Source organism: Pseudarthrobacter sp. MDT1-40-2 (assembly GCF_059383595.1).
The window spans coordinates 263,863-286,904 of the sequence record NZ_JBWZCL010000001.1 but is presented as its reverse complement, the minus strand read 5'-3'; the positions used below and the strand labels follow the sequence as shown (position 1 = coordinate 286,904).

Here is a 23,042-nt window from a genome sequence, read left to right as displayed (position 1 = left end):
GTAGGAAGTCTACAACGGATTAGTTCTGGTTCCGCGTGGGCTGCCGTTCGGCAGGGGCCCTCGGCGGGGCCGCGAGCCGTCCGACAACCAGCGCCGCCTGCAGGACAAACGCCTCCCGCGGCAGGAGCGGATCCCAGCCCGTAACGTCACAAACACGCTTCAGGCGGTAACGGACCGTGTTGGCATGGACGAACAGTTCTCGTGCTGTTGCTTCCAAAGAATGGCCCAGTTCCAGGTAGGTACCCAGTGTCTCGACCAATCCGTTCGAAGCCGCGAGCAACGGCCGGTAGATATTCTTGATCAGTGAGCGGCGGGCGGCGTCGTCGCCGGAGATAACGCGCTCGGGAAGCAGGTCGTCGGCCGCAACCGGTCGTGGTGCTGAAGGCCAGGCCTTCGCTGCGGTGAGGCCGGCGAATGCCGATTGCGCCGACGCACTGGCATCGAGCAGGGTGCCCGCTTCCGGTCCATAGACGACGGGGCCGGGGGCAAACATTTCACACAGTTTCACAAATGCTGTGTCCCGGTCGTGCACACCGCCGAGGATCAGGATGAGGCGGTCTCCCTGGATTCCTACCAGCGCGTCCTCTGCATAACGGCCGGCGGTCCGGCGCAGTTCGCTGACATAGCTGGCGCTGGGCTCGGACGGGGAGTTGCCCACCATCACGGTAAACCGTTCCTGGGCCTTCCAGCCCAGCGCGGCAATCCGGGAGCGCAGGGCATCCGTGTTCTCTCCGCGCAGGATGGCGTCGACGATCAGGGCTTCCAGGCGCGTGTCCCAGGAGCCGCGCGATTCGGCAGCACGGGCGTAAACGTCCGCGGCTGCGAAGGCAACTTCACGTGAGTACCTCAGTACGGCCTCCCGGAGCGACGGCTGGTCAGCCTCAGGTGCAATGACGGGCACCTGGTCCTCCACTACTTCAACGACGATCCGGATCAGTTGCAGTGCTTTCTGCAGGCTGATGGATCGCGTGAGCTCTGTGGGGGCCGTCCCGAAGACATCCGAGAGAATCCACGACGGCGAGCTGGGCCTTTCGTACCACGTCACGAAAGCAGCGATACCGTTCTGGGCCACCAGGCCAAGCGCCGAGCGTTCATCCGAACTGAGCCGGCTGTACCAGGGGAGGGACGTCTCCAGCTTCCGCATGGTGGTGGTGGAAAGCAGGCCGACATTGGTCCGCAGCTTCTTAAGGGTTTCCTTCTTCTCCGGGGTCAGGCCACGGGAACCCGTTGCGGGCTTTGTGGAAGGAACGGTTTGCTCTGGCATCCATTGAGCATACGGTGCGGAGCTTCGAAGCTCCATTTTGTGCAAAGGCTACAACAGCGTTTGCCTTCCGTCACAACGGGAAATGCCGACGGCGGGGTCCCCACCCGGTGGTGGGGACCCCGCCGTCGTGCTCTAATGAGCGCTGTCCGGGACTAGGACTCGCCGCCCGCGCCTCCGGTGGTACCGGCGTTGACGTCGTGCAGGCGGTACTTCTCGATGGCCTGGGCCGGGGCCTGGCCGTCAACCTCGCCACGGCGGGCCAGCATCTCCAGGGCACGGACCACAATCGAGTGGGTGTCGTTCTTGAAGAACCGGCGTGCAGCGGCGCGGGTGTCCGAGAAGCCGAAGCCGTCAGCACCGAGGGTGGCGAATTCGTTCGGAACGAACTGGCGGATCTGATCCGGCACGGCCTTCATGTAGTCGGACACCGCAACAACCGGGCCGGTGGCTCCGGCCAGCTGCTGGGCAACAAACGGAACACGGGCAGGCTGACCCGGGTTCAGGAAGGCTTCCTCCTCGGCGGCGAGGCCGTCGCGGCGGAGTTCGTTCCATGACGTCACGGACCAGACATCTGCGGACACGCCCCAGTCCTCGGCAAGGATCCGTTGCGCCTCGATGGTCCACGGAACAGAGACGCCGGACGCCAGGAGCTGGGTGCGGGGGCCGTCGATCTTGGCAGGTGCCAGCAGGTAGATGCCCTTCAGGACGCCCTCGACATCCAGTTCCTCAGGCTCCGCCGGCTGGACAATGGGCTCGTTGTACACCGTGATGTAGTACATCAGGTTCTTGTCCGTGCTGTCTTCGCCGTACATCCGCTCCAGGCCGTCGCGAACAATGTGGCCCATCTCGTAGCCATAGGCGGGATCGTAGGTGACGACTGCCGGGTTGGTTGACGCCAGCAGCGGCGAGTGTCCGTCCGCGTGCTGGAGGCCTTCACCGGTAAGGGTGGTGCGTCCGGCCGTGGCGCCGATGATGAACCCGCGGGCCATCTGGTCACCAGCGGCCCAGAAGGCGTCGCCCGTCCGCTGGAATCCGAACATGGAGTAGAAGACGTAAATCGGGACCAGCGGTACGCCGTGGGTGGCGTAGGCAGTGCCTGCGGCGGTGAAAGCTGCCACAGCACCGGCCTCGTTGATACCGGGATGGATCAGTTGGCCCTGAGCGGACTCCTTGTAGGCAAGAACCAGGTCACGGTCCACGGACAGGTAGTTCTGGCCCTTCGGGTTGTAGATCTTCGCCGTTGGGAAGAACGCATCCATACCGAAGGTGCGGGCCTCATCCGGAATGATCGGCGCAATGTGCTGGCCAAAGTTCTTGTCCCGCATCAGGTCTTTGAGGAGCCTGACGAAAGCCATGGTGGTGGCAGCCTGCTGCTTGCCCGAGCCACGCTTGGCAACCTCGTAGGATTTGGCCTCCGGAAGGCTGATGGAATCGTGCTTGGACCGGCGCTCAGGAACAAAGCCACCCAAGGCAGCGCGGCGTTCCATCATGTACTTGATTTCCGGGGCATCCTGGCCCGGGTGGTAGTACGGCGGCTGGTAGAGGTCATTTTCCAGCTGCTCGTCGGTGATCGGAATCCGGAGGTGGTCCCGGAACTTCTTCAGGTCATCGAGCGTGAGCTTCTTCATCTGGTGGGTCGCGTTGCGTCCCTCGAAGTGCGGCCCTAGGCCATAGCCCTTGACGGTTTTGGCCAAAATGACAGTGGGCTTGCCCTTGAATTCGGTGGCTGCCTTGTACGCCGCGTAGACCTTGCGGTAGTCGTGGCCACCGCGCTTAAGGTTCCAGATCTGGTCGTCCGTCAGGTCCGAAACCATGTCCTTGGTTTCGGGGGACTTGCCAAAGAAGTGCTCCCGGACGAACCCACCGGACTCGGCCTTGTAGGTCTGGTAATCGCCGTCCGGGGTTTCGTTCATGATCTTCACCAGGGCGCCATTGGTGTCCTTGGTGAGAAGATCATCCCATTCGCGACCCCAGACCACCTTGATGACGTTCCAGCCTGCACCGCGGAAGAACGCTTCGAGTTCCTGCATGATCTTGCCGTTACCGCGAACCGGGCCGTCGAGGCGCTGGAGGTTGCAGTTGATGACGAAGTTCAGGTTGTCCAGGTTCTCATTCGCAGCAAGCTGGAGCAGGCCACGTGATTCAGGCTCGTCCATTTCGCCGTCGCCCAGAAACGCCCAGACCTGCTGGTCCGAGGTGTCCTTGAGCCCGCGGTTGTGAAGGTAACGGTTGGACTGTGCCTGGTAGATCGCATTCATGGGACCGATGCCCATGGAAACCGTCGGGAACTCCCAGAACTCCGGCATCAGGCGCGGGTGCGGGTACGAGGACAGGGCATGTCCCTCGCGGGACTTCTCCTGGCGGAACCCGTCGAGGTCCTCCTCGGTGAGGCGTCCTTCCATGAACGCGCGGGCATACATGCCGGGGGAGGCGTGGCCCTGGAAGAACACCTGGTCTCCGCCGCCCGGGTGGTCCTTGCCGCGGAAGAAGTGGTTGAAGCCAACTTCATACAAGGTGGCAGCGCCCGCGTAGGTAGAGATGTGGCCACCAACGCCGATGTTGGCCCGCTGGGCGCGGTGGACCATGACTGCTGCGTTCCAGCGCATGTACGCGCGGTAGCGGCGTTCGTAGTCCTCGTTGCCGGGGAACGGTGCTTCCTGGTCAACCGGAATGGTGTTCACGTAGTCCGTGGTGGTCACCATGGGTACGCCCACGCTTTGGGCTCCGGCGCGCTGCAACAGGCTGCGCATGATGTACTGGGCACGTTCTGTGCCCTGTTCCCTGATCAGTGAATCCAGGGACTCGACCCATTCGGCGGTCTCTTCCGGATCACGATCGGGCAGCTGGTTAGTCAACCCGCTGAGGATATGGGAGGTATCTTCTCCTGCAGCCACGTCCAACCTCTCTTTGCGCGCAGTCATCGGCGCACTTAGGCCGGGCAGGGTGGCTGCCAAGCGAAAACGCGACGTGTGCGACGTATCGGTTACAACAGCCCGGTCATGTGTGCCGGGCAGGGTCCTTGGACAGCTACTCCTGCATGTCATAGCGAAAGCTCACGACTGGGCGGTTGCCCCGCAGGAATTGCTGCCTCAGCCCACTCTAGCTCTGACGCAACCGCGATGCGTAGCCGGGGAACGGCGCCGGCAGGTAATTGTTGGTCATACTCTTATGTATGACGGAAAGCAGTTGACGGGAGCGGAAGGCGCCCCGCTGTGACGCAGAATGTGGCGGATCGCAGTGCGGGCAGCTTGAAGACCTGGCTCAAAGGGTGTTGGCTTGTGGTAATGGATATCACTCTGCAGCAAGACACGCACTTAGAAATACCGTCAAATACAACGCAAGATGTACAGCAGGAACCCGCAACGGGAATAAACAAGGCATTGGAGGAACACGTGAGCGAGGCCGACGCCGCCACTTCGGTAAATGTGGCGGAAAAATTGGGTTTCAAAAATGGGGATCTGATTCAGGAGTTCGGCTACGACGACGACGTCGATTTCGACTTGCGTGACGACATCGAGGACCTCACCGGTTCAGAGCTGCTCGACGAAGATGACCATGAAGTTGTTGACGCAGTCATTTTCTGGTGGCGGGATGGCGACGGCGACCTCGTGGACAACCTCGTTGATTCGTTGACCACGCTGACCGAAGGCGGCATCGTCTGGGTCCTCACTCCGAAGCAGGGGCGCGAGGGTTACGTCTCGCCGTCGGACATCCAGGACGCTGCACCTACCGCAGGTCTGCACCTCACCTCCTCTGTTGGGGTCTCCAAGGACTGGAGCGCGACACGGTTGGTGACCAGGAAGAACAAGTGAGCACGGCGGACACTCCCGTACCGCAGGCCGGGTCTGCTGCCCCGGACTTTGAGCTTTCCAACCAGCACGGTGAGCCCATCAGGCTCTCATCGTTGCGGGGACAGAACGTCGTCATTGTGTTTTACCCCTTTGCCTTCTCAGGCACCTGCACGGGTGAACTGGGTGAGATCCGGGACAACCTCCCGGACTTCACAGCCGCAAATGCCACGGTGCTCGCCGTTTCAGTAGACAGCAAGTTCACCTTGCGGGCCTACGCGGACAAGGAAGGCTACGACTTCGACCTGCTGGCCGACTTTTGGCCGCACGGCGCGGTGGCATCCCTTTACGGTGTCTTTGATCCGGTCAGCGGGGTGGCGGTACGGGGCACCTTCATCATTAATGCAAAGGGCATCATCCGGCATGTTGTGCTCAATCCCAGGGGCCGTGCGCGGGAACTGGAAGAGTACCGGCGGGCGCTAACAGAAATAACGACGGCGGCAGCGGGCGAATCCGCTCCCGTGCCGGTCGGATCGGTGCAGGGCTGACCCCATGGCGGAGCCGGGAGCAGGAACCGGACTGACGGGTTTTGCCCGATTGCCTGCGAAGGCGCCCGGCCCTGTTGATGCTGCTGTGCTGCCGGACCTGGTCGCGATCCGCAACCTGTTGGCGGGCAGGCGCTTCACGCTCCTGACGGGTGCCGGGCTCAGTACGGATTCCGGCATCCCTGATTATCGGGGCCCCGATTCAGCGCCGCGCTCGCCCATGACGTACCAGCAGTTCATAGGCGATCCGGCCAACCGGCAGCGGTACTGGGCCCGGAACCACATTGGCTGGTCCCACTTGCGCCATGCAGATCCCAACGAAGGACACCGGGCTGTGGCCACGATGGAGGAACGAGGGCTCCTGACCGGGCTCATTACCCAGAATGTGGACCGCCTCCATGAGGACGCAGGCAGCGTCAATGTGGTGGACCTGCATGGCCGCTTCGACCAGGTGGTCTGCCTTGCCTGCCAACGCAGGTACTCACGGCAGATGCTTGCCAATGTCCTTGAAGAGCTGAATCCGGACTTCCTGCAGGCGGCCCTGGAGGCAGGGCTTGTCGAGGCCGCACCGGATGCCGATGCCACCGTTGAAGACGAAGATCTGATCAGCACCTTTGTGGTTGCGATGTGTCCTGCCTGTGGTGGAACGCTCAAGCCCGACTTCGTCTTTTTCGGCGAGAACGTGCCGAAGGATCGCGTGGAGCTGTGTTACGCAATGGTTGATGAGGGGAGTGCTCTGCTGGTGGCGGGATCGTCTTTGACAGTGATGAGCGGGCTTCGGTTTGTCAGGCATGCGGCCAAAGACGGCAAACCCGTCGTGATCATCAACAGGGGTGCTACCCGGGGCGACGCCCTGGCCACCATGAGGCTTGCAGCCGGCGTGTCCGAAGCCCTGGCCTGGCTTGCAGGGGAATTGCCGGCGCCCTGAACTGCGCCGATTGGCGTTTGTCCAGCTACATCGGGTAGAGTAACTGTTCGTTGGTTGACGCGGCACGCCGCTCAAATCCACACATTTGGGTCTTTAGCTCAGCTGGTAGAGCGCCACGTTTACACCGTGGATGTCATCGGTTCGATCCCGGTAGGACCCACCACAGAAACAGCCCCCGAGCGCGGAAACACGCGCCGGGGGCTGTTTTGTTTCTTCGCTCGGTCCCTTGGGCTAACAAGCAGTGCTGTCTCACCAGACGCCGGCTCAACGTCCTCTTGGCCATGCTGCGCGACGGCACTTCCTACCAGCAACGCATCACTTCGACCGAATTGGTTTGCGATACTGGCAACCATCAGGAACTGGCACTGATCGCCAGTTTGCTTGGCTTGGACACATAGGATGCCTAAAACAGAAACGGAGCACCTATGCCACTCTCTTCGAGCTACGGCGTTCCCTACGAGGGCTACTCGCTCGAACCGACAACTGAAGGGTTGCGCCTTTTCGTTACCGGCCCCTGGAACGCCGAGATGGAATCGCTGCTTCAAGGTGGCCGTGTCCATGAGCTGGTGCTGAATAGTGCGCAAGGTTCTCTGAACCAAACTTGGATTTCTTGCGGCCCTGGCCCGTATCCCGATTGCTTATCCTTGCGCGATGGATCACAGACCTCTCAGCCATCAATCGTTTGGGAAACCACCTGACAAGCTTGAGCCTGCCGGCTGTACATCCCTCGGCTACCGGAACAATGGATCTCACCGAGCTTGCTTGCCTGACATCAGTCTCCGCTTCCTGGGCTCTTGTCCGGGACCAGAAGGAAGCCTTGGCGCCCATCACCGATCTCTATCTCGAGAGTTACAGCGAGAAGGACCTCGAGCCGTTGGCATCCGCGACGTCATTGGTTCGGCTTCGAATGAAGCAGTACCCGCAAATCCGGTCTCTGGACGGGCTGGCGACCTTCAACGGGCTTAGAAATCTCGGGATTTTCCTCGCATCCAAACTGGAAGATGTTTCGGCACTTCGTGAGGCACCTGCCGCACAGACGATTAGCGAACTGCATCTTGATAACTGCAAAAGGGTTGCAAGTTTCGAAGACGTGTCCCGTGTCAGAAATGTCCAGCGCCTCAGCCTGGCCAATAGCGGGGATTTCCCCTCACTAGCACCCTTGACCGGTATGCCCGAACTGCAAGAACTGTACCTCCACGAGTCGACGAGGATCATCGATGGTGATCTCACCCCGATCCTGACACTTCCGCAACTGCAGAAATTCACTATCGCCAATAGACGCCATTACACACCACAGCTGAGTGAGCTCAGAAGTCAACTCCGCCAATAAAGAGGGCAGGATGCGGGGGCTCACCTCGTCGGCACTAGAGCTTCCCTTCGCCGCCATGCCCAGTGGCCACCGTCGGTTCCGCTGTCCACAGCTGCAACAATCACGGGTAACCAAGGCATTGTCAGGGCCTTCCCCTACCCTGACGGCATGGAAAACGTGGTACTCAAAACTTCCCCTGACGGTACACCCCTGGCGGTCGTGCGCGGCGGGCAGGAATGGCTCGTCGACGCTGAGCCGGTCCGGTGGTACGAGCGGGTCAACTGGTGGGAGTCCGAGCGGCGAATGCCCCGGGGAGCCGGCCGGGTTGACATTGAAATCCTTCAAGTACAGGTGCGGCTGGGCCGGACCAGCGGTTCCGGGTTGGTCACCATGGAACTGGTCCGGAACGGTCAGGAGGGCGGCTGGCGCGTGCGGGGGGTGCCTGCGGCCGCTGCCTGACCGGGGCGACAGGGACGCCAGGTTAAAGTGGAGGGCCTTCCACCGCGACTATTGGGGGATGCCGCGGTGGAAGGCTTGAAATGAATATACAGTGAACAATCCGCAAACAAAAAATCCAATCGATGGCGGAGTTTTTATCCCCGGAAACCAGTAGCTCACCGGCTGCTGGGCCGCACGGGGATGAAGATTCTGGGCTGGTCAACCCACGTCTCTGACATCCGGGACATGGTGCGGCCCATGATCCTGGCCGAGGCTCCCCGGGCCGCAGCAGCGTCAGCGGCGCTGACGGCCTCGGCCAGGTCCACGTGCCACTGCAGGGCGGCTTCGTGCGGATGGTCCGGCATGAGGCCATGCATGGTGCGGCCGGTCAGAGTCTCCGCCACCTGGCCCATCAGGTTGGCGAACATTTCGTTCCCCGAACCGGAGAGCAACAGGGAGTGGAAGGCTATATCCAGCTCCAGGAACCGGGGCACGTCACCGGCGTGGCCGGCGTCGCGCATTGCATAGGCGACGTCCACCAGCTCCCTTCGGAGGGCAGCCGGTGCGTTGAGGGCGGCCAGTTCCGCGGCGGCTGGTTCGACAGCGGAACGCAATTCGGCCAACGAGCGCAACTGGGCGCCGCGGCCTTCACTGGCGAGCCGCCAGCGGATGACCTGCTGGTCAAAAGGGTTCCAGCTGCTGACCGGAAGCACCCTGATGCCCACGCGCTTGATGGTCTCCACCAGGCCCAGGGACTGCAACACCCGGACAGCCTCCCTGATGACAGACCGGGAAACCTGCAGTTCCTCTTCGAGCTGTTCGGCCAGCATCACGTGGCCGGCGGACAATTCCCCGTTGATGATGCGGGTGCCCAGGTTCTCAATGGCACGGTGGTGCAGGCTGGTTGACATGATCACAAGCCTAATGCGCAGCAAGCCCCCTCAGGGGTCTGCATCCCGGACTTTGAGGACCACCGGCATCCCACAGGATGGGCAGCGGTTTTCGGAGGTCCACTGAATATATATGCTTTATTACGAGCACACCACGTATTCACACCACGTACCCGCCTCACAGAAACTGAATTGGAGTTTAGATGTCTGCACACATCGGTGTCACCGGCCTCGCGGTAATGGGCGCCAACTTGGCCCGCAACCTGGCCCGGAACGGCTTTACCGTTGCCCTGCACAACCGCTCGGTCGAAAAGACCGACGTCCTGCTGGAAAAGTACGGCACTGAAGGCGACTTCATCCGCACCGAAACACTCCAGGAACTGGTGGACTCTCTGGAGAAGCCCCGCCGCGTCCTGATCATGGTCAAGGCCGGCAAGCCGGTTGACTCCGTCATCGAACAGCTTGAGCCCCTCCTGGAAGCGGGCGACATCATCATCGACGCCGGTAACTCCCACTATGAGGACACCCGCCGCCGGGAAGCCGCGCTGGCCAAGAAGGACCTGCACTTCGTGGGCATCGGTGTTTCCGGTGGCGAAGAAGGCGCCCTGAACGGCCCCTCCATCATGCCGGGCGGCTCCAAGGAGTCCTACGACGCCCTTGGCCCCTTGCTGGAAAAGATTGCGGCCCACGTCGACGGCCAGCCCTGCTGCGCCTGGATCGGCACCGACGGCGCCGGGCACTTCGTCAAGATGGTGCACAACGGCATCGAATACGCCGACATGCAGGTCATTGGTGAAGCCTTCGACCTGTTGCGCTCCGGTGCCGGGATCGAACCTGCAGAGCAGTCCAAAATCTTCGCTGAATGGAACAAGGGCGATCTCGCCTCCTTCCTGATCGAAATCTCCGCCGAAGTCCTCGGTCACGTCGACGCCCGCACCGGAAAGCCGTTCGTAGACGTCGTCGTCGATGCCGCGGGCCAGAAAGGCACCGGACGCTGGACCGTTATCTCCGCGCTGGAACTCGGCTCGCCGACGTCGGGCATCGCTGAATCCGTGTTCGCCCGCGCATTGTCCTCACAGACCGGGCAGCGCAAGCTGGCGCAGGAACTGCTGGCCGGCGAAGAAATCCCCGTCGAAATCCCGGACACCTTCGTCGAAGACGTCCGGCAGGCGCTGTACGCCTCCAAGCTGGTCTCCTACGCCCAGGGCCTGGACATGTTGACTTCCGCCGCCAAGGAATACGGCTGGGACCTCAAGCTGGATGAAATCGCCTCGCTGTGGCGCGGCGGCTGCATCATCCGCGCCGAGCTGCTCAAGGAAATCACCAAGGCCTACGCTGCAGAGGACAAGCCGGCCAACCTGCTGTTCGCCCCGGCGTTCACCAAGGCGATCGCCGAGGTCCTGCCCGCATGGCGCCGTGTGGTCTCCACGGCCGTCCAGCTGGGCATCCCGGTTCCGGTCTTCTCGTCTTCACTGGCCTACTACGATGGCCTGCGCCGTAAGCGACTGCCCGCCGCCGTGATCCAGGGCCAGCGCGACCTTTTCGGCGCCCACACCTACGGCCGGGTCGACGTCGAAGGCACCTTCCACACCCTTTGGGGTGAGGACAAGTCCGAGATTGAAGCTGTGGACACACACTGATTCCACTTCTGCCGGCACCAGGCCGGTGAAACAGGAGTGGCCGGCAACCTTAGGGCTGCCGGCCACTTCTGTAAGCAGGGTTTGTCTAATGTTCCATGTTTCAGGAATTTTCTGATGCCTGGATGACTTCTGATGCCTAAATGACGTAGTACTCTGCCGGATCGACGGCAGGCTTGGTCTCGCTGCGGGCATCGCGGTGCCGCCAGACGGCAGGAACGCCGGTAAGGATGGATTCCGGCGGAGCATCCTTTACGACGACGGCGTTGGCGCCCACCGCGCTGTCGGCGCCGATGGTGATGGGTCCCAGGACTTTGGCCCCGGCTCCGATGGTGACTCTGTCCCCGATGGTGGGATGCCGCTTCACGCGAGCCAGCGAACGACCGCCGAGCGTGACGCCGTGGTACATCATGACGTCCTCGCCGATTTCGGCTGTTTCACCGATCACCACGCCCATGCCGTGGTCGATGAAAAACCGGCGGCCGATCGTGGCGCCGGGATGGATCTCTATGCCGGTCAGGAAACGCCCGTACTGCGATAGCAGCCGGGCAGGAAAACGCAGGGCAGGATTCTGCCACAGCTTATGCGTCAGCCGGTGGATCCAGATTGCATGCAAGCCGGAGTACGCAAAAATGTTCTCAAAAGAACCCCGAGCCGCCGGGTCATGCGACCGGGCGGCCTCGAGGTCTTCCTTTAGTCGTGCAAAAAAGCCCAAGGGGTTCTTTCTGCCGGAGGAAACGCTCCGGGCTGGTTAGCCGCGAATGTCGTCGTACAGAACGGTGGAGATGTACCGCTCTCCAAAGTCACAGACAACTGCAACAATCAGCTTGCCGGCGTTTTCCGGGCGCTTGGCCAATTCGAGGGCGGCCCAGACAATCGCACCTGAGGAGATACCGCCCAGGATGCCTTCCTTGACGCCGAGCTCGCGGGCAACAGCAACAGAGTCTTCCAGAGTGGCATCCAGGACTTCGTCGTAGACATTGGTGTCCAGCAGTTCCGGGATGAAGTTCGCGCCAATGCCCTGGATCTTGTGGGGACCAGGAGCCCCTCCGTTGAGGATGGGGGAGTCCTTGGGTTCCACGGCCACAATCTGCACGCCGGGCTTGCGCTCCTTCAGGAACTGGCCGACGCCGGTGACGGTACCACCGGTGCCCACGCCCGCGACAAAGATGTCCACCTCGCCGTCGGTGTCGGCCCAGATTTCCTCGGCCGTGGTGGCGCGGTGGATGGCCGGGTTTGCCTCGTTGGCGAACTGCTGGGCCCAGACGGAGTTCTCCGTGTTGGCGACGATCTCCTGGGCCTTCTCCACGGCACCGCGCATGCCCTCGGAACCGGGGGTCAGGACGATCTCGGCACCGTAGGCGCGCAGCATAACGCGGCGCTCGGTGGACATGGTCTCCGGCATGGTCAGGATGACCTTGTAACCGCGGGCCGCACCCACCATGGCCAGGGCGATGCCAGTGTTGCCCGAGGTGCCTTCCACGATGGTTCCACCCGGCTTCAGTGCGCCGGACTTCTCCGCAGCATCAATGATGGCTACGCCGATGCGGTCTTTTACGCTGTTGGCAGGGTTGTAAAACTCCAGTTTGACGGCCACTGTGGCGTCAAGGCCTTCAGCGATCCGGTTGAGGCGGACCAGCGGGGTACCGCCGATCAGCTGCGTTACATCGTCGTAGATCCGTGCCATGTGCATACGCCTATCTCTATGGAGTGAATACTGGGGTCAGCCTAACCAGCCACGTGACGGCGTTGCTAAGCATTAAGCCATGCAGAGTAATATTTCCTTGCCTTAGCCAGCTTGGGGTTGATGATGACCTGGCAGTATCCCTGTTCCGGATACTTGGCGTAGTAGTTCTGGTGGATTTCCTCAGCCACATGGAAGCGCGGCAGCCTGACCAATTCAGTGACAATCGGATCCTGCCACAGCGACTGGTTGCGTTCGATTGCTTCCTCAAAGAGGATCTTCTGTTCGGTGGTCTCATAGAACATCACCGAACGGTACTGGGTGCCAACGTCGTAGCCCTGCCGGTTGAGCGTGGTGGGATCGTGGAGGGCGAAGAACATGTCCAGAATCACTTCCTCCGGAATCACCGATTCGTCGAAGGTGACGGCCACCACCTCAGCGTGGCCGGTCGTTCCGTCGCACACGGAATAGTAATCAGGATTTGGGTCATGGCCACCGGTGTAGCCGGACACAACAGATTCCACGCCGCGGGTTCGCTGGTAGACCGCATCGAGGCACCAGAAGCAGCCACCGCCAAGAACAAAAGTTTTCATGCCCTCTTCAATGCTTGACGGCGCCGAACAATTCCCGCCGGCTTCCAGCCCAGGGGATCGGGCATGGTTCGAAGTCGCCGCAAGGTTCGCGGCGGGCTGTGCGCATAGGGTAAAACGGTGGGATGGAAGCTGTAGAACCTGACTCTCCCGATGGCGCCGAGGTCGCCGGCAATAACGGCGAGGGAGGCGACGGGGGGACCTCGTCGGAGGCGCCTACGCTCGCTGAAGTGCTCCTCGCCGTTGAGGAGCTTTGGCCGGAGTCCCTTGCCGAGAGCTGGGATGAAGTGGGCCTGGTTGCCGGCCGTCCGGCACGAAAGGTCAAGCGGATCATGTTGGCTGTGGATCCCACCCTGGAAGTCATCGAGGAAGCCGTTGAATGGGGCGCGGAACTGCTGCTCACCCACCATCCTTTGCTGCTCCGCGGAGTCACCTCCGTTGCGGCCACCACCGCCAAGGGCGAGGCCGTGCATCGCCTGATCGAGTCCGGAACAGCTCTGCTGACCGTTCACACCAACGGTGATTCCGCCATCGGAGGTGTTTCCGATGTCCTGGCCGATGCATTGGGGATCCAGGACGCGCACCCGCTCACGCCATCGGCCCAGGGATTGCCGGAGGAAGGTATCGGCCGGGTGGGCGAGCTGTCCGAAGCAGTAACGCTGGGTGACTTTGCCGCGCGCGTCTTCGGCATCCTGCCTTCGGTGGCCGGGGGAGTCCGAGTGGCAGGCGACCGATCCGCGGTAGTGCGTCGCGTGGCTGTCTGCGGTGGCGCGGGAGATTCCCTGTTCGACGAGGTACGGGCCAGCGGGGCGGACGTCTACGTGACCGCTGACCTCCGGCACCATCCAGCTTCGGAAGCCCGGGAGTCCGCCGTCGACGGCCGGCCTTACCTGATCGACGTCTCACACTTTGCCAGCGAATGGCTGTGGCTTCCGGCCGCCGCCGCGGCACTGGGCAACGTGCTCTCCGACCAGGGCCACGATGTCCAGATCCAGGTGAGCGGAACCAACAGTGACCCCTGGGACTTCATACTCACTCCGGGCTAAGCCCGGTGTTCGAGGGCCCCGGGTGAGCACAGCGGGGCTGGGGGAGCAGGCCAGGCGCTAGAGTCTATACAGCGCCGCGAGGCGCGCCGGCGGGTGCCGGCGTAAACTTATGGAGGTAAATAGTGGCCAAGGCAGCACCGGCGGAACAGTTGAAGTTGCTTGAATTGCAGGCGTTGGATGCCAAATTGACTTCGCTTGCCAGCCGCCGCCGCGTCCTGGAATCAGATCCGCGCATCACCGACTTGCAGGCGGCGCTGTCCGTGGCCAACGGCCAGCTCGGAGCGGCGAAGGTGGCCGTCCACGATGCCGAGTCCGAGCTCAAGAAGGCGGAGGCCGACGTCGAACAGGTTGCCTCACGCATCGAGCGCGACGAAGCACGGCTGAACAGCGGCACCGGACTCTCGAAGGACCTCGTCGCCCTGCAAAAGGACATTGTCTCCCTGAACAAGCGCCGCTCGGACCTCGAAGACGTTGAACTTGAGGTCCTGGAGCGCCTGGACACACTACGCGCCACACAGGTTCGGCAACAGGAGATCGTTGACGGCATTCAGGGCTCCTTTGCGGGAATACGGGCCGAACTGGACGAGGCCTTGGCTGAGGTTGAAGCAGAAGCCACCGTGGTCCGCGGCCAGCGCGCCGAATTTGCCGCAGGACTGGATGCCGGAATGCTGGCCATTTACGAGAAGACGCTGGCCAGGCGCGGGGTAGGCGCGGCACGCCTGTTTCACGGCAAGTCCGAGGGCTCCGGGATGCAGCTGAGCCCGGGCGACCTCGCGGAGATCAAGTCCGCTGCAGAGGACGACATCGTCTTCTGCCCCGACTCAGGCTGCATCCTGGTGCGCTCACCTGAGTGGGCCTAGGCACTCCTGGGCCTACGCGCCAGGGTTCCCTGGCCGAGCTTGCGAGGCGAGGGAGGCGGTGGGGACTAGTTGCTGAGGATGATGTTCAGGGCGTGCGGCTTGCGTGCCGAACCTGCAACTAACTCTGCCTCCCACTTTTCCCGCGTGGCCCTCAGCAGTTCCGACGGCGTTGCGGCCGGTTTGCCGCGCCGGCTCAGCAGATGCCGGGCCAGCTCGCCCCGGGTGTGCTTGGCGAAGTGGCTCACGACTTTCCGGACGCCGTTAACCTCGGTGAAGACGTTCACGGCCACCGTCCGCTCGACCGGCGGCGCCCAGGCCGCGGCATAAGTGCTGGAGCGGCAGTCCACCAGGAGATGTCCTTCGCTGTGCTCGGCCAGTGCCGCCGCAAGCTGCGGCTTCCAGAATGAGGCGAGCCGCCCAACGCCGGGCAGCGCGGTCCCCATGGACAGCCGGTAAGCGGGCACGCTGTCGCCAAAACGGATGGCACCCCACAGCGCTGACACAATCAGGACGTTGTGGTCGGCTTTGCGCCGTTGGGCAGGGGTAAGCGTCCGGTATCCCAGGGCGTCGTACAGCACGCCGGAATAAATGCTGTGCGCGGGCGCGGCGGGTTCTGCGTGGAGCCGGGTGTTACGTTCGACGTCGCCACTCAGGGATGCGCCCACGCCCAGTAGCGCGAGGGCATCCTGGTGCGCGCTGACTGTACCAAGCGTTTCCAGCACCTTCGCCCTGGAGTTGTTGAGTACAGGGAAACTCAACTCGGCCCAGTCCATCGCTGTGCCTTTGACTGCCGGGGTTTTGCCTTCGGACGGGGGGAGGAGAATCAGCACCCGTAGATCCTACCGGGAAGGAACTGCCAGGCGTGCCCGGTAGACTGGTGGACGGATGGGTTGACCAGGCGGCCGCGCGTCACGCAAGTGGCTCGAGGAACGTCCGGGCTCCATAGAGCAGGGTGGTGGGTAACGCCCACTCGGGGTAACCCGCAGGACAGTGCCACAGAGAACAGACCGCCTGCTGTCCCGTCCTTGACGGGGAAGACAGGTAAGGGTGAAACGGTGGTGTAAGAGACCACCAGCTCCCCGGGTGACCGGGGAGGCTAGGTAAACCCCACCCGGAGCAAGGCCAGACAGGGCATGACTGAGGGCTGCTCGCCCGAGTGCCCGGGTAGGCCGCTGGAGGACGTCGGCAACGGCGTTCGTAGATGGATGGCCGCCACCCCCTGACGGCAACGGCAGGGGAGGACAGAACCCGGCGTATCGGTCAACCCATCCCTTCAGACTGGTTTCCCGCACCCGTATTACCTGTGACGGTTAGGGAGCAAAACCCGCGTGCCATAGAATTTCCGAAGGTCTCAACCGTGAGGGAATCCATGTCTACAATCACTCGTTTCAGTGCGCCCTTTTCGAGCTCTGAGAAACAGCCTGCCAAACCGAAAGCAGGTTTGCGCCCCGACATCCAGGGCCTTCGGGCTGTTGCAGTTCTTGCTGTCATATTCGACCACCTGTTCCACTGGCCCTCCGGCGGATTTGTCGGCGTAGATGTTTTCTTCGTTATCAGCGGTTTCCTGATTACCGGTCTGCTTATCCGCGAACACGACCGCACCGGGCAGATTTCCTTTACCGACTTTTATCGGCGGCGCATTAAGCGCATTATGCCGGCCGCCCTGGTGGTGATCGCTGCTACCTCTGCTGCTGCATACCTGCTTTTCAGCGCAGCCCGCAGTAAAGACGTCTTTGTTGACGCCGTCTGGGCCACGTTCTTTTCAGCCAACTGGCGATTTGTCACAGCAGGCACGGATTACTTTGACGCTGCGGGAGCAGTTTCCCCGCTTCAGCACTTCTGGTCCCTGGCTGTAGAAGAACAATTTTACTTCGTGTGGCCATGGCTGATGCTTCTCATCTTCTTCATGACCTCAGGCAGGAGGGGCCGCTCAACCAAGGCCGCCCACATCGCTATCGGTGTAACGATGGCTTTGATTGTCGCGGTGTCCTTTGCGTGGGCACTTACCGAAACCAGGACCCAGCCCACCTGGGCGTACTTTTCTACGTTTTCCCGCGCATGGGAGCTCGGTGTGGGTGCACTTTTGGCTGTGGGCGCAGCGCAACTGGCCCGTATTCCCGGCGCTCTCCGGCCTGTTCTTGCCTGGTTGGGGCTGTTGGGCATCGGCGTCAGTCTGTTCGTGGTGACCGCGGATTCCTTGTTCCCCGCTCCATGGGCAGCTCTTCCGGTTCTGTCGTCCGCTCTGGTCATCGCTGCGGGAACGGGCGGCGGACAGAAGCACCTGTGGCCGCTGACCAACCGGGTGATGGGCTACATCGGTAACATCTCGTATTCGCTGTACCTGTGGCATTTTCCGCTGATTGTCTTCCTGTCCATGGTGTTGCCGGAAGGTGTCATCTTCTTTGTCGCTGTGCTGTTCGCTGCTTTTGCACTTGCGTCAGTTACTTACCATGCGATTGAGAATCCGGTCAGGAACTCGCGGTGGCTCGAACCCAGGGACACTTGGAAACGGAAGAAAAAGGGCTTGGACGCCAGGACCGCGAATATCCTTGTGATAGCCGGAGTCTCCTCCCTGGCAGCCCTCACACTTGTCGTCTCAGTAGTTGCGCTGACACGGACTGCGCCGGACGAGCAGGCGGTAATGGTGCGTCAGGCATCGCCGGTTGCGGAGCCCGGCTCTGCGGCAGCATCAAACACCGCCGCGTCATCTCATTCGGCTGCCATTCTTACTGCACTGCAGACTCCCAGCTGGCCTGAACTTTCCCCCGCAATTGACCAATTGGGCCGCGGGCAGCTCGTTCCGGAATGGGCGGCAGACGGCTGCCTGGGTAATGAGATGAATTCCGAGGGTGACCCCGCCGCTAACTCCGAGCGCTGCATTTTTGGCGATCCTGCGGCGCCCAAAACGGCCGTTGTGCTCGGGGATTCCATGTCCATCAGTTATGTTTCCGGTATCCGGGCTGCGTTGGAACCGCAGGGCTACAAGGTTCGCGTGATCACTTTGATGCAATGCCCGGCGTTCTCCCTGACGGTGATCAAAGCGGACCGCTCTGAGCACCCGGACTGTGACCCGTTCCGGCAGTGGACGTTCGGTAAAGTTGCCGAACTCCGGCCTGACATGGTCCTGATGTCCAATACGGCCACGGCACTTTTGGCCAGTGGCGCCCAGGAGAAGGCAATGCTGGATGAATGGACCAGCGGTGCCCGAAAGACCTTTGAGTCCCTCACGGGATCCACCGAACGCATCGTCGTGATGGACTCGCCGCCGATCGGCAAGAACCTCGCTGACTGCGCAACCAGGATCAGCAAACCCGGGGATTGCACGACCTCGGTGGACAGCCGTCACCGTGCCATCGCAGAAGCAGGGAGAGCCGGGGCAACGGGTATTCCAAACGTCCAGTTCATCGACACGCGGCCGTGGTTCTGCTCTTCCAACAACACCTGCCCGGCATTCGTGGGCAGTACCACTGTCTACGCGGACGGCGTCCACCTTACGGCAGCTTTTTCGAAGTCCCTTGGACCTGTCATGGCGGAGGCGCTGGCGGGCTAGCACTGCAGGAGAGGGAGCCCGGTCACCATGGGCTCCCTCTTCCGCCCGTCCCCATGTGAGTCAATTCACGGCTGATAGCGCTTTGGACACTCGTCCCGGACTCTAGAATAGAGACCGGACGTAGAAGTTCCTCCGCCGGATATGCGTTCACAGCCGGCGGTTTTTCTTTGCGCTGATTCCAGATACCAGGGCTGGACCGAAGCCCCGGAACTGCGCCATCGGATAACCTCCGGCGGCGGACTTCCGCACACAGGGACGTGGGCGGTTGAACCGAGGAAGGTAGTTGAGTGAGCCAGACTTCAGACTCTTGTCTTGATACGTGGATGGGCCGGGAGGCTCTTGCCGAGGCCATGATCCCCGTGATTGGCCGGTTGTACCGCGACAACAACGTGGTCACCAGCATTCATGGACGAAGCTTGATCAACAAGTCCACCATGAACATCCTCAAGGCACACCGATTTGCCCGCCGGATGAGCAAGGACGAACTGCGCCTGGAGGAGACCGCCCCGCTGCTGGACACCCTCGCCGGGCTGGACCTGGGTGCGGCAGCCATCGACATCGCCCGCCTGAACCAGAAATTCAAGGCCGAGGGCAATGGCGCCACCCTGGAAGAGTTCCTTCGCGCCGAACTGGCCGAGGTTGTGGGTAAGCGCGGTGCGGACGACCGCACCAGCACCGACGTCGTACTCTACGGTTTTGGCCGCATCGGCCGCCTGCTGGCCCGCCTCCTGATCGAAAAGGCCGGCGGCGGCCACGGCCTCCGCCTTCGCGCCATCGTGGTCCGCCGGGGCTCCGACAAGGACCTCTCCAAGCGCGCCAGCCTGCTGCGCCGCGACTCGGTGCACGGTTCCTTCGAAGGCACCATCCGCATTGACGAGGAAGCCAACACCATCACCGCCAACGGCGTACAGGTCCAGGTCATCTACTCGGACAACCCGGCCACCATTGACTACACCGTCTACGGGATCAAAGATGCCCTGGTGGTGGACAACACCGGCCGGTGGCGAGATGCTGAGGGCCTGTCCCAGCACCTGCAGAGCAAGGGCGTGGCCCGGGTCCTGCTGACTGCGCCCGGCAAGGGGGCGCTTAAGAACATCGTGCACGGCATCAACCACGGCAGCATCGAGGACACGGACCAGATTGTGTCCGCGGCGTCCTGTACCACCAACGCCATCACGCCGGTGTTGAAGGCGATCAACGACAAATTCGGTGTAATCCATGGCCACGTGGAAACGGTGCACTCGTTCACCAACGACCAGAACCTGATCGACAACTTCCACAAGGGCGACCGCCGCGGGCGTTCGGCCGCGCTGAACATGGTTATCACCGAGACGGGTGCGGCCACCGCCGTAGCGAAGGCGCTCCCCGAACTCCAGGGCAAACTTTCCGGCAGCTCCATCCGCGTTCCCACGCCGGACGTTTCACTGGCCATCCTTAACCTGAGCCTGGAAAACGGCACCACCAAGGATGAAGTTAACGAGCACCTGCGCCAGATGTCCCTGCATTCGGACCTGCGCAAGCAGATCGACTACATCGATTCCCCCGAGGTAGTGTCTACCGACTTCGTGGGTTCACGCCGTGCCGGCATCGTGGATGGTCTGGCAACCATTTCCAACGGCAAGAACGTTATTCTTTACGTCTGGTACGACAATGAATTTGGCTACAGCTGCCAGGTTGTCCGGGTGATGGAGGAGATGGCGGGCGTGAACCCGCCCTCGTTCCCGGCCAAGGAACCGGCTGCGGCGCTTGAGGCAATCGCCACCGCGTAGCACGGCAGCAGAAGTGTCTGAGAATCCCGGCTGTTCCTCTGGAATCAGCCGGGATTCCGGCTCACACTGGTGGCATGGACACTGAATCAGCCGTGGAGCACGACACCGCCCTGGAACACGCCCTCGACGTGGCCAAGGCAAACCTCAAACAGGCAACCAAGTTGCTGAGCAACGCCAGGGCAGGCCATGCTGCCGGTGACGTCACAGCTGAGCGGGTCCGCCAGCTTGAAGACCTCTTTGAGCTGGCGGAAGAGGATTTGCGCAGGGTCATGCGGGAACAGTAGGGGAATCTTGCGCCCCACTGTTCCTCCACATTGTGGACAGTGGCGAGACCGTCTGCCGTGTGCCCTAAGCTCTGTGGGTGCATGATTTAACCTGCTTATCGAACCAACCCGCGGAAGCCACCGCCTTACCAGTGACAGGCCTGCCGGCATGAGCCTGAACTGGAAGGCCTACCGGCGCGCCCGGAGGCGTTCCCGCCAGGCATGGCTGGTGCTTGCTGTTGCAGTCACCGGGGCGATTCTTGGCACCGGCTGGTTCTTCGCCGAAGGACAGTTCGCCCTGGCTGAACCCTCCGTGGCCGGGCCCAGTGAAGTCCGGGTCTACGATGCCGAGTGGATGAAGCCCGTCATTGCCGTCCACGTTGTCCCGGACATCAGGGCCGCCGAGGCCCTGGACCTGCTGGAAGTCAAAGGACGGGCGCCCAAGAACCAGTACTCCCGTGAACAGTTCGGCCAGGCCTGGTCCGACGTCGACCGCAACGGATGCGACACACGCAACGACATCCTCCGGCGTGACCTCAGCGGGATCGAATTCTCCGAAAACTCCCAATGTGCAGTGGCGGCCGGAACACTGGCCGAACCGTATACCGGCAAAGTGGTGGCCTTCCAGCGTGGAGCCCAGACCAGCCGGGAAGTCCAAATCGACCACGTGGTGGCGCTGGCCGATGCCTGGCAAAAGGGAGCCCAGGGTCTGACGCCTGCGCAACGCCAAAGCCTGGCCAACGACCCCCTGAACCTGATTGCGGCGGACGGCGACGCTAATCAACAGAAGGGGGCGGGCGATACCGCTACCTGGCTGCCAAAGAACAAATCCGTCCGCTGCCACTACGTCGCCCGGCAGATTTCGGTCAAAGCGTCCTACGGTCTGTGGGTAACCCAGGCCGAAAAGGACGCGATGAAACGCGTCCTGGATTCCTGCCCGGATCAACGAACCATTCGGGCCGGCTAGGCGCCCGGGACGCTCCCGCTGTCCGGCAGCTGCAGGTGCCCATGGCCCAATTGCCAGGTGCCGCCGTCGTCAATTCTTTCCAGGACCGCCCGCTGGAGCGACGTTTCCCGAGGAAGGCGGTCAAGGTCCTGCAGGCCTCGCTTCCGGAAAGTGAAGTAGACCGCATCTTCAGGAGCATCAGTGCAATGCCCTACGACGAAGCGCCGGGCAAAGGCGGCGATATTGCCGTGGGGGAGCACCCGGCTGAGATAGGGATCAAGCATCCACGACGAGCACGTCGCCGTGCTGACCGGCTTGTCCGGAAAACGGGCAGCGAAGAAAGTCCGGGCAAGGGCCAGGCTGGCATCCACTGCGCCCGGTGTCAGTCCGGCCTCCCTGCCGGTCAGTTCCGGGATATGGATGTCCAGGACCCAGCCGCCATGGTTTGGGTTGGGTACCAGATGGTATTGAAGCCGGCCCAGCTGGAACATGCTGCCCGTCAGCTGCAGGGTCAGCCAGGACCAGGTTTCCAGGCCGAAGCTGACATGGACCCGGCGGTGGATGGCCATTTGCCGTCCGATATCGGCAAGGATCAGGGCTGAGTCCTCCGCGGAGATGCCCTGTTGCCCATGCCACCAGACCACGCGGGGCGCGAAGCGCAGGATGGCGTCGATCCAGGTCTCTTCGGAGAGTCCGCCGTCCTCTGCAGGTTCTACGGCAAAAGACCCTAACCGGCGCTCCAGCTGGTCCATGGCCTGGCGAACCCCGGATGAGGCGGCACAGGCCAGCAGCGCAGTGCAGCTTGCCTTGTCAGCCTCATCGATACCAAGAAGCTCCAGCCGCCGGGCAATGGCGTCGCTGTCCAGGGGCCCGGTGTCCGCTGGCCCGCTGTCTGTGGCTTCGGAACGCATCAGTGCCCGAACGGGTCGGGATCGACACCGGGCATCCAGGTCAGGCCCGGCACGCCCCAGCCGTTGCGCTTGGCCTGCTTCATGGCCTTCCGCGCGTACTTGTCGATCAGCCGGTTGACGTACAGCTTGCCGTCAAGGTGGTCGTATTCGTGCTGGATCACCCGCGCAAACCAGCCTGTGGCTTCAAAGTCCACGGGATTACCTTCGCCGTCGAAACCCTGCACACGGGCCCACTCGGCACGTTTGAGCGGATAGGCACCATCAGGAAAGGACAAGCAGCCTTCCTCTTCCTCATCCGGATCGGGCAGCGCTCCGGAGACCTTGGACAGCGTCAGTACCGGGTTTACCACCACTCCGGTGGGAGGGACGCCGTCCTCGTTGGCGTACTTGTAAACGAAGATCCGTTTGCCCACCCCGACTTGCGGCGCCGCGAGTCCCACACCGTTAGCGGCGTCGTTGGTTTCGAACATGTCCGCGATCAGGGTGCGGAGTTCGTCGTCGAAGACCTCCACCTCGGAAGCCCGCCGGTGGAGCACCGGTTCGCCCCAGATGGTGATTGGCAGAACGGTCATATCAAGGTCCTTCTCGCGAAGCCGGATAAAACAACAAAGGCTGCACCGGATA

Annotated in this window: 21 protein-coding genes, 1 tRNA gene and 1 other RNA gene; 14 read left to right on the top strand and 9 right to left on the bottom strand. The window is 62.2% G+C overall.

What is annotated here, in order from left to right; genetic code table 11:
- Window positions 1–19: 19 nt before the first annotated feature.
- On the bottom strand, window positions 20–1,264 hold the full coding sequence (locus AC50X5_RS01335; RefSeq protein WP_494974390.1) for a PucR family transcriptional regulator: 1,245 nt from the start codon (window positions 1,262–1,264) through the stop codon (window positions 20–22).
- A 152-nt stretch (window positions 1,265–1,416) separates the two neighbouring features.
- A complete protein-coding gene (gene aceE / locus AC50X5_RS01330) occupies window positions 1,417–4,185 on the bottom strand; it encodes a pyruvate dehydrogenase (acetyl-transferring), homodimeric type (protein WP_494974389.1) in 2,769 nt (922 codons plus the stop codon).
- Between the two features lie 471 nt (window positions 4,186–4,656).
- Here aceE and AC50X5_RS01325 point away from each other — a divergent pair, with 471 nt between their 5' ends.
- From AC50X5_RS01325 to AC50X5_RS01300, 6 genes are all read left to right on the top strand, one after another.
- Complete coding sequence (locus AC50X5_RS01325; RefSeq protein ID WP_463933914.1) at window positions 4,657–5,076, top strand: DUF3052 domain-containing protein; 420 nt, start codon at window positions 4,657–4,659, stop codon at window positions 5,074–5,076.
- Entirely contained in the window at window positions 5,073–5,600 is a 528-nt protein-coding gene (locus AC50X5_RS01320) for a peroxiredoxin (protein WP_494974388.1), read from the top strand. Before AC50X5_RS01325 ends, AC50X5_RS01320 begins: the two co-directional genes overlap by 4 nt.
- A 4-nt stretch (window positions 5,601–5,604) precedes the next feature.
- The gene (locus AC50X5_RS01315) at window positions 5,605–6,525 is read left to right on the top strand and encodes an NAD-dependent protein deacetylase (RefSeq protein WP_494974387.1); all 921 of its coding nucleotides are present in this window, start codon (window positions 5,605–5,607) and stop codon (window positions 6,523–6,525) included.
- A gap of 87 nt (window positions 6,526–6,612) precedes the next feature.
- Window positions 6,613–6,688, top strand: a tRNA-Val gene (locus AC50X5_RS01310).
- Window positions 6,689–7,267: 579 nt separating this feature from the next.
- Window positions 7,268–7,855 (top strand): hypothetical protein, encoded by a 588-nt coding sequence (locus AC50X5_RS01305; RefSeq protein WP_494974386.1) that lies wholly within the window; start codon window positions 7,268–7,270, stop codon window positions 7,853–7,855.
- 147 nt (window positions 7,856–8,002) lie between these two features.
- Entirely contained in the window at window positions 8,003–8,293 is a 291-nt protein-coding gene (locus AC50X5_RS01300) for a hypothetical protein (RefSeq protein WP_494974385.1), read from the top strand.
- Window positions 8,294–8,448: 155 nt separating this feature from the next.
- Here the strand turns inward: AC50X5_RS01300 and AC50X5_RS01295 are convergent, their stop codons facing one another.
- Window positions 8,449–9,183, bottom strand: a complete 735-nt coding sequence (locus AC50X5_RS01295; RefSeq protein WP_494974384.1) for a FadR/GntR family transcriptional regulator — start codon at window positions 9,181–9,183, stop codon at window positions 8,449–8,451.
- Between the two features lie 182 nt (window positions 9,184–9,365).
- On the opposite strand from AC50X5_RS01295, the gene gnd reads away from it, so the two are divergent.
- On the top strand, window positions 9,366–10,802 hold the full coding sequence (gnd, locus tag AC50X5_RS01290; RefSeq protein ID WP_494974383.1) for an NADP-dependent phosphogluconate dehydrogenase: 1,437 nt from the start codon (window positions 9,366–9,368) through the stop codon (window positions 10,800–10,802).
- 136 nt (window positions 10,803–10,938) lie between these two features.
- Here the strand turns inward: gnd and epsC are convergent, their stop codons facing one another.
- The 3 genes from epsC to msrA all read right to left on the bottom strand — a co-directional run bounded on the left by epsC (window position 10,939) and on the right by msrA (window position 13,076).
- Window positions 10,939–11,514, bottom strand: a complete 576-nt coding sequence (epsC, locus tag AC50X5_RS01285; RefSeq protein ID WP_494974382.1) for a serine O-acetyltransferase EpsC — start codon at window positions 11,512–11,514, stop codon at window positions 10,939–10,941.
- A 36-nt stretch (window positions 11,515–11,550) separates the two neighbouring features.
- Window positions 11,551–12,486, bottom strand: a complete 936-nt coding sequence (gene cysK / locus AC50X5_RS01280; RefSeq protein ID WP_494974381.1) for a cysteine synthase A — start codon at window positions 12,484–12,486, stop codon at window positions 11,551–11,553.
- 65 nt (window positions 12,487–12,551) lie between these two features.
- Window positions 12,552–13,076, bottom strand: coding sequence for a peptide-methionine (S)-S-oxide reductase MsrA (gene msrA, locus AC50X5_RS01275; RefSeq protein ID WP_494974380.1), 525 nt, complete (start codon window positions 13,074–13,076; stop codon window positions 12,552–12,554).
- A 122-nt stretch (window positions 13,077–13,198) separates the two neighbouring features.
- On the opposite strand from msrA, the gene AC50X5_RS01270 reads away from it, so the two are divergent.
- The gene (locus AC50X5_RS01270; protein WP_494974379.1) at window positions 13,199–14,119 is read left to right on the top strand and encodes a Nif3-like dinuclear metal center hexameric protein; all 921 of its coding nucleotides are present in this window, start codon (window positions 13,199–13,201) and stop codon (window positions 14,117–14,119) included.
- A 122-nt stretch (window positions 14,120–14,241) separates the two neighbouring features.
- Window positions 14,242–14,979 carry a zinc ribbon domain-containing protein gene (locus tag AC50X5_RS01265; RefSeq protein ID WP_494974378.1) on the top strand — a complete coding sequence of 246 codons (738 nt, stop codon included), beginning with the start codon at window positions 14,242–14,244 and terminating at the stop codon, window positions 14,977–14,979.
- A gap of 65 nt (window positions 14,980–15,044) precedes the next feature.
- Here the strand turns inward: AC50X5_RS01265 and AC50X5_RS01260 are convergent, their stop codons facing one another.
- Window positions 15,045–15,809 carry a YaaA family protein gene (locus tag AC50X5_RS01260; RefSeq protein WP_494974377.1) on the bottom strand — a complete coding sequence of 255 codons (765 nt, stop codon included), beginning with the start codon at window positions 15,807–15,809 and terminating at the stop codon, window positions 15,045–15,047.
- A gap of 56 nt (window positions 15,810–15,865) precedes the next feature.
- On the opposite strand from AC50X5_RS01260, the gene rnpB reads away from it, so the two are divergent.
- The 5 genes from rnpB (at window position 15,866) to AC50X5_RS01235 (ending at window position 21,528) form a co-directional block, all read left to right on the top strand.
- Window positions 15,866–16,251, top strand: an RNA gene (gene rnpB, locus AC50X5_RS01255) — RNase P RNA component class A.
- Between the two features lie 97 nt (window positions 16,252–16,348).
- Complete coding sequence (locus tag AC50X5_RS01250; protein WP_494974376.1) at window positions 16,349–18,529, top strand: acyltransferase family protein; 2,181 nt, start codon at window positions 16,349–16,351, stop codon at window positions 18,527–18,529.
- A 287-nt stretch (window positions 18,530–18,816) separates the two neighbouring features.
- Window positions 18,817–20,298 (top strand): glyceraldehyde-3-phosphate dehydrogenase, encoded by a 1,482-nt coding sequence (locus AC50X5_RS01245; RefSeq protein WP_494974375.1) that lies wholly within the window; start codon window positions 18,817–18,819, stop codon window positions 20,296–20,298.
- Between the two features lie 74 nt (window positions 20,299–20,372).
- On the top strand, window positions 20,373–20,582 hold the full coding sequence (locus AC50X5_RS01240; RefSeq protein WP_494974374.1) for a hypothetical protein: 210 nt from the start codon (window positions 20,373–20,375) through the stop codon (window positions 20,580–20,582).
- A gap of 148 nt (window positions 20,583–20,730) precedes the next feature.
- A complete protein-coding gene (locus tag AC50X5_RS01235) occupies window positions 20,731–21,528 on the top strand; it encodes an HNH endonuclease family protein (RefSeq protein ID WP_494974373.1) in 798 nt (265 codons plus the stop codon).
- Here AC50X5_RS01235 and AC50X5_RS01230 read toward each other — a convergent pair.
- Window positions 21,525–22,418, bottom strand: a complete 894-nt coding sequence (locus tag AC50X5_RS01230) for an acyltransferase domain-containing protein (RefSeq protein WP_494974372.1) — start codon at window positions 22,416–22,418, stop codon at window positions 21,525–21,527. The two genes, AC50X5_RS01235 and AC50X5_RS01230, sit on opposite strands and share 4 nt — an antisense overlap.
- Complete coding sequence (def, locus tag AC50X5_RS01225; RefSeq protein ID WP_494974371.1) at window positions 22,418–22,990, bottom strand: peptide deformylase; 573 nt, start codon at window positions 22,988–22,990, stop codon at window positions 22,418–22,420. The genes AC50X5_RS01230 and def overlap by 1 nt, the downstream gene beginning before the upstream one ends.
- Between the last annotated feature and the right edge of the window lie 52 nt (window positions 22,991–23,042).

Bases quoted from the DNA above. Each gene is read 5' to 3' on its own strand.
- AC50X5_RS01335 (WP_494974390.1), bottom strand. From the start codon at position 1,264: ATGCCAGAGCAAACCGTTCCTTCCACAAAGCCCGCAACGGGTTCCCGT.
- aceE (WP_494974389.1), bottom strand. From the start codon at position 4,185: ATGACTGCGCGCAAAGAGAGGTTGGACGTGGCTGCAGGAGAAGATACC.
- AC50X5_RS01315 (WP_494974387.1), top strand. From the start codon at position 5,605: ATGGCGGAGCCGGGAGCAGGAACCGGACTGACGGGTTTTGCCCGATTG.
- AC50X5_RS01305 (WP_494974386.1), top strand. From the start codon at position 7,268: ATGGATCTCACCGAGCTTGCTTGCCTGACATCAGTCTCCGCTTCCTGG.
- AC50X5_RS01300 (WP_494974385.1), top strand. From the start codon at position 8,003: ATGGAAAACGTGGTACTCAAAACTTCCCCTGACGGTACACCCCTGGCG.
- AC50X5_RS01295 (WP_494974384.1), bottom strand. From the start codon at position 9,183: ATGTCAACCAGCCTGCACCACCGTGCCATTGAGAACCTGGGCACCCGC.
- gnd (WP_494974383.1), top strand. From the start codon at position 9,366: ATGTCTGCACACATCGGTGTCACCGGCCTCGCGGTAATGGGCGCCAAC.
- cysK (WP_494974381.1), bottom strand. From the start codon at position 12,486: ATGGCACGGATCTACGACGATGTAACGCAGCTGATCGGCGGTACCCCG.
- msrA (WP_494974380.1), bottom strand. From the start codon at position 13,076: ATGAAAACTTTTGTTCTTGGCGGTGGCTGCTTCTGGTGCCTCGATGCG.
- AC50X5_RS01270 (WP_494974379.1), top strand. From the start codon at position 13,199: ATGGAAGCTGTAGAACCTGACTCTCCCGATGGCGCCGAGGTCGCCGGC.
- AC50X5_RS01250 (WP_494974376.1), top strand. From the start codon at position 16,349: ATGTCTACAATCACTCGTTTCAGTGCGCCCTTTTCGAGCTCTGAGAAA.
- AC50X5_RS01240 (WP_494974374.1), top strand. From the start codon at position 20,373: ATGGACACTGAATCAGCCGTGGAGCACGACACCGCCCTGGAACACGCC.
- AC50X5_RS01235 (WP_494974373.1), top strand. From the start codon at position 20,731: ATGAGCCTGAACTGGAAGGCCTACCGGCGCGCCCGGAGGCGTTCCCGC.
- AC50X5_RS01230 (WP_494974372.1), bottom strand. From the start codon at position 22,418: ATGCGTTCCGAAGCCACAGACAGCGGGCCAGCGGACACCGGGCCCCTG.
- def (WP_494974371.1), bottom strand. From the start codon at position 22,990: ATGACCGTTCTGCCAATCACCATCTGGGGCGAACCGGTGCTCCACCGG.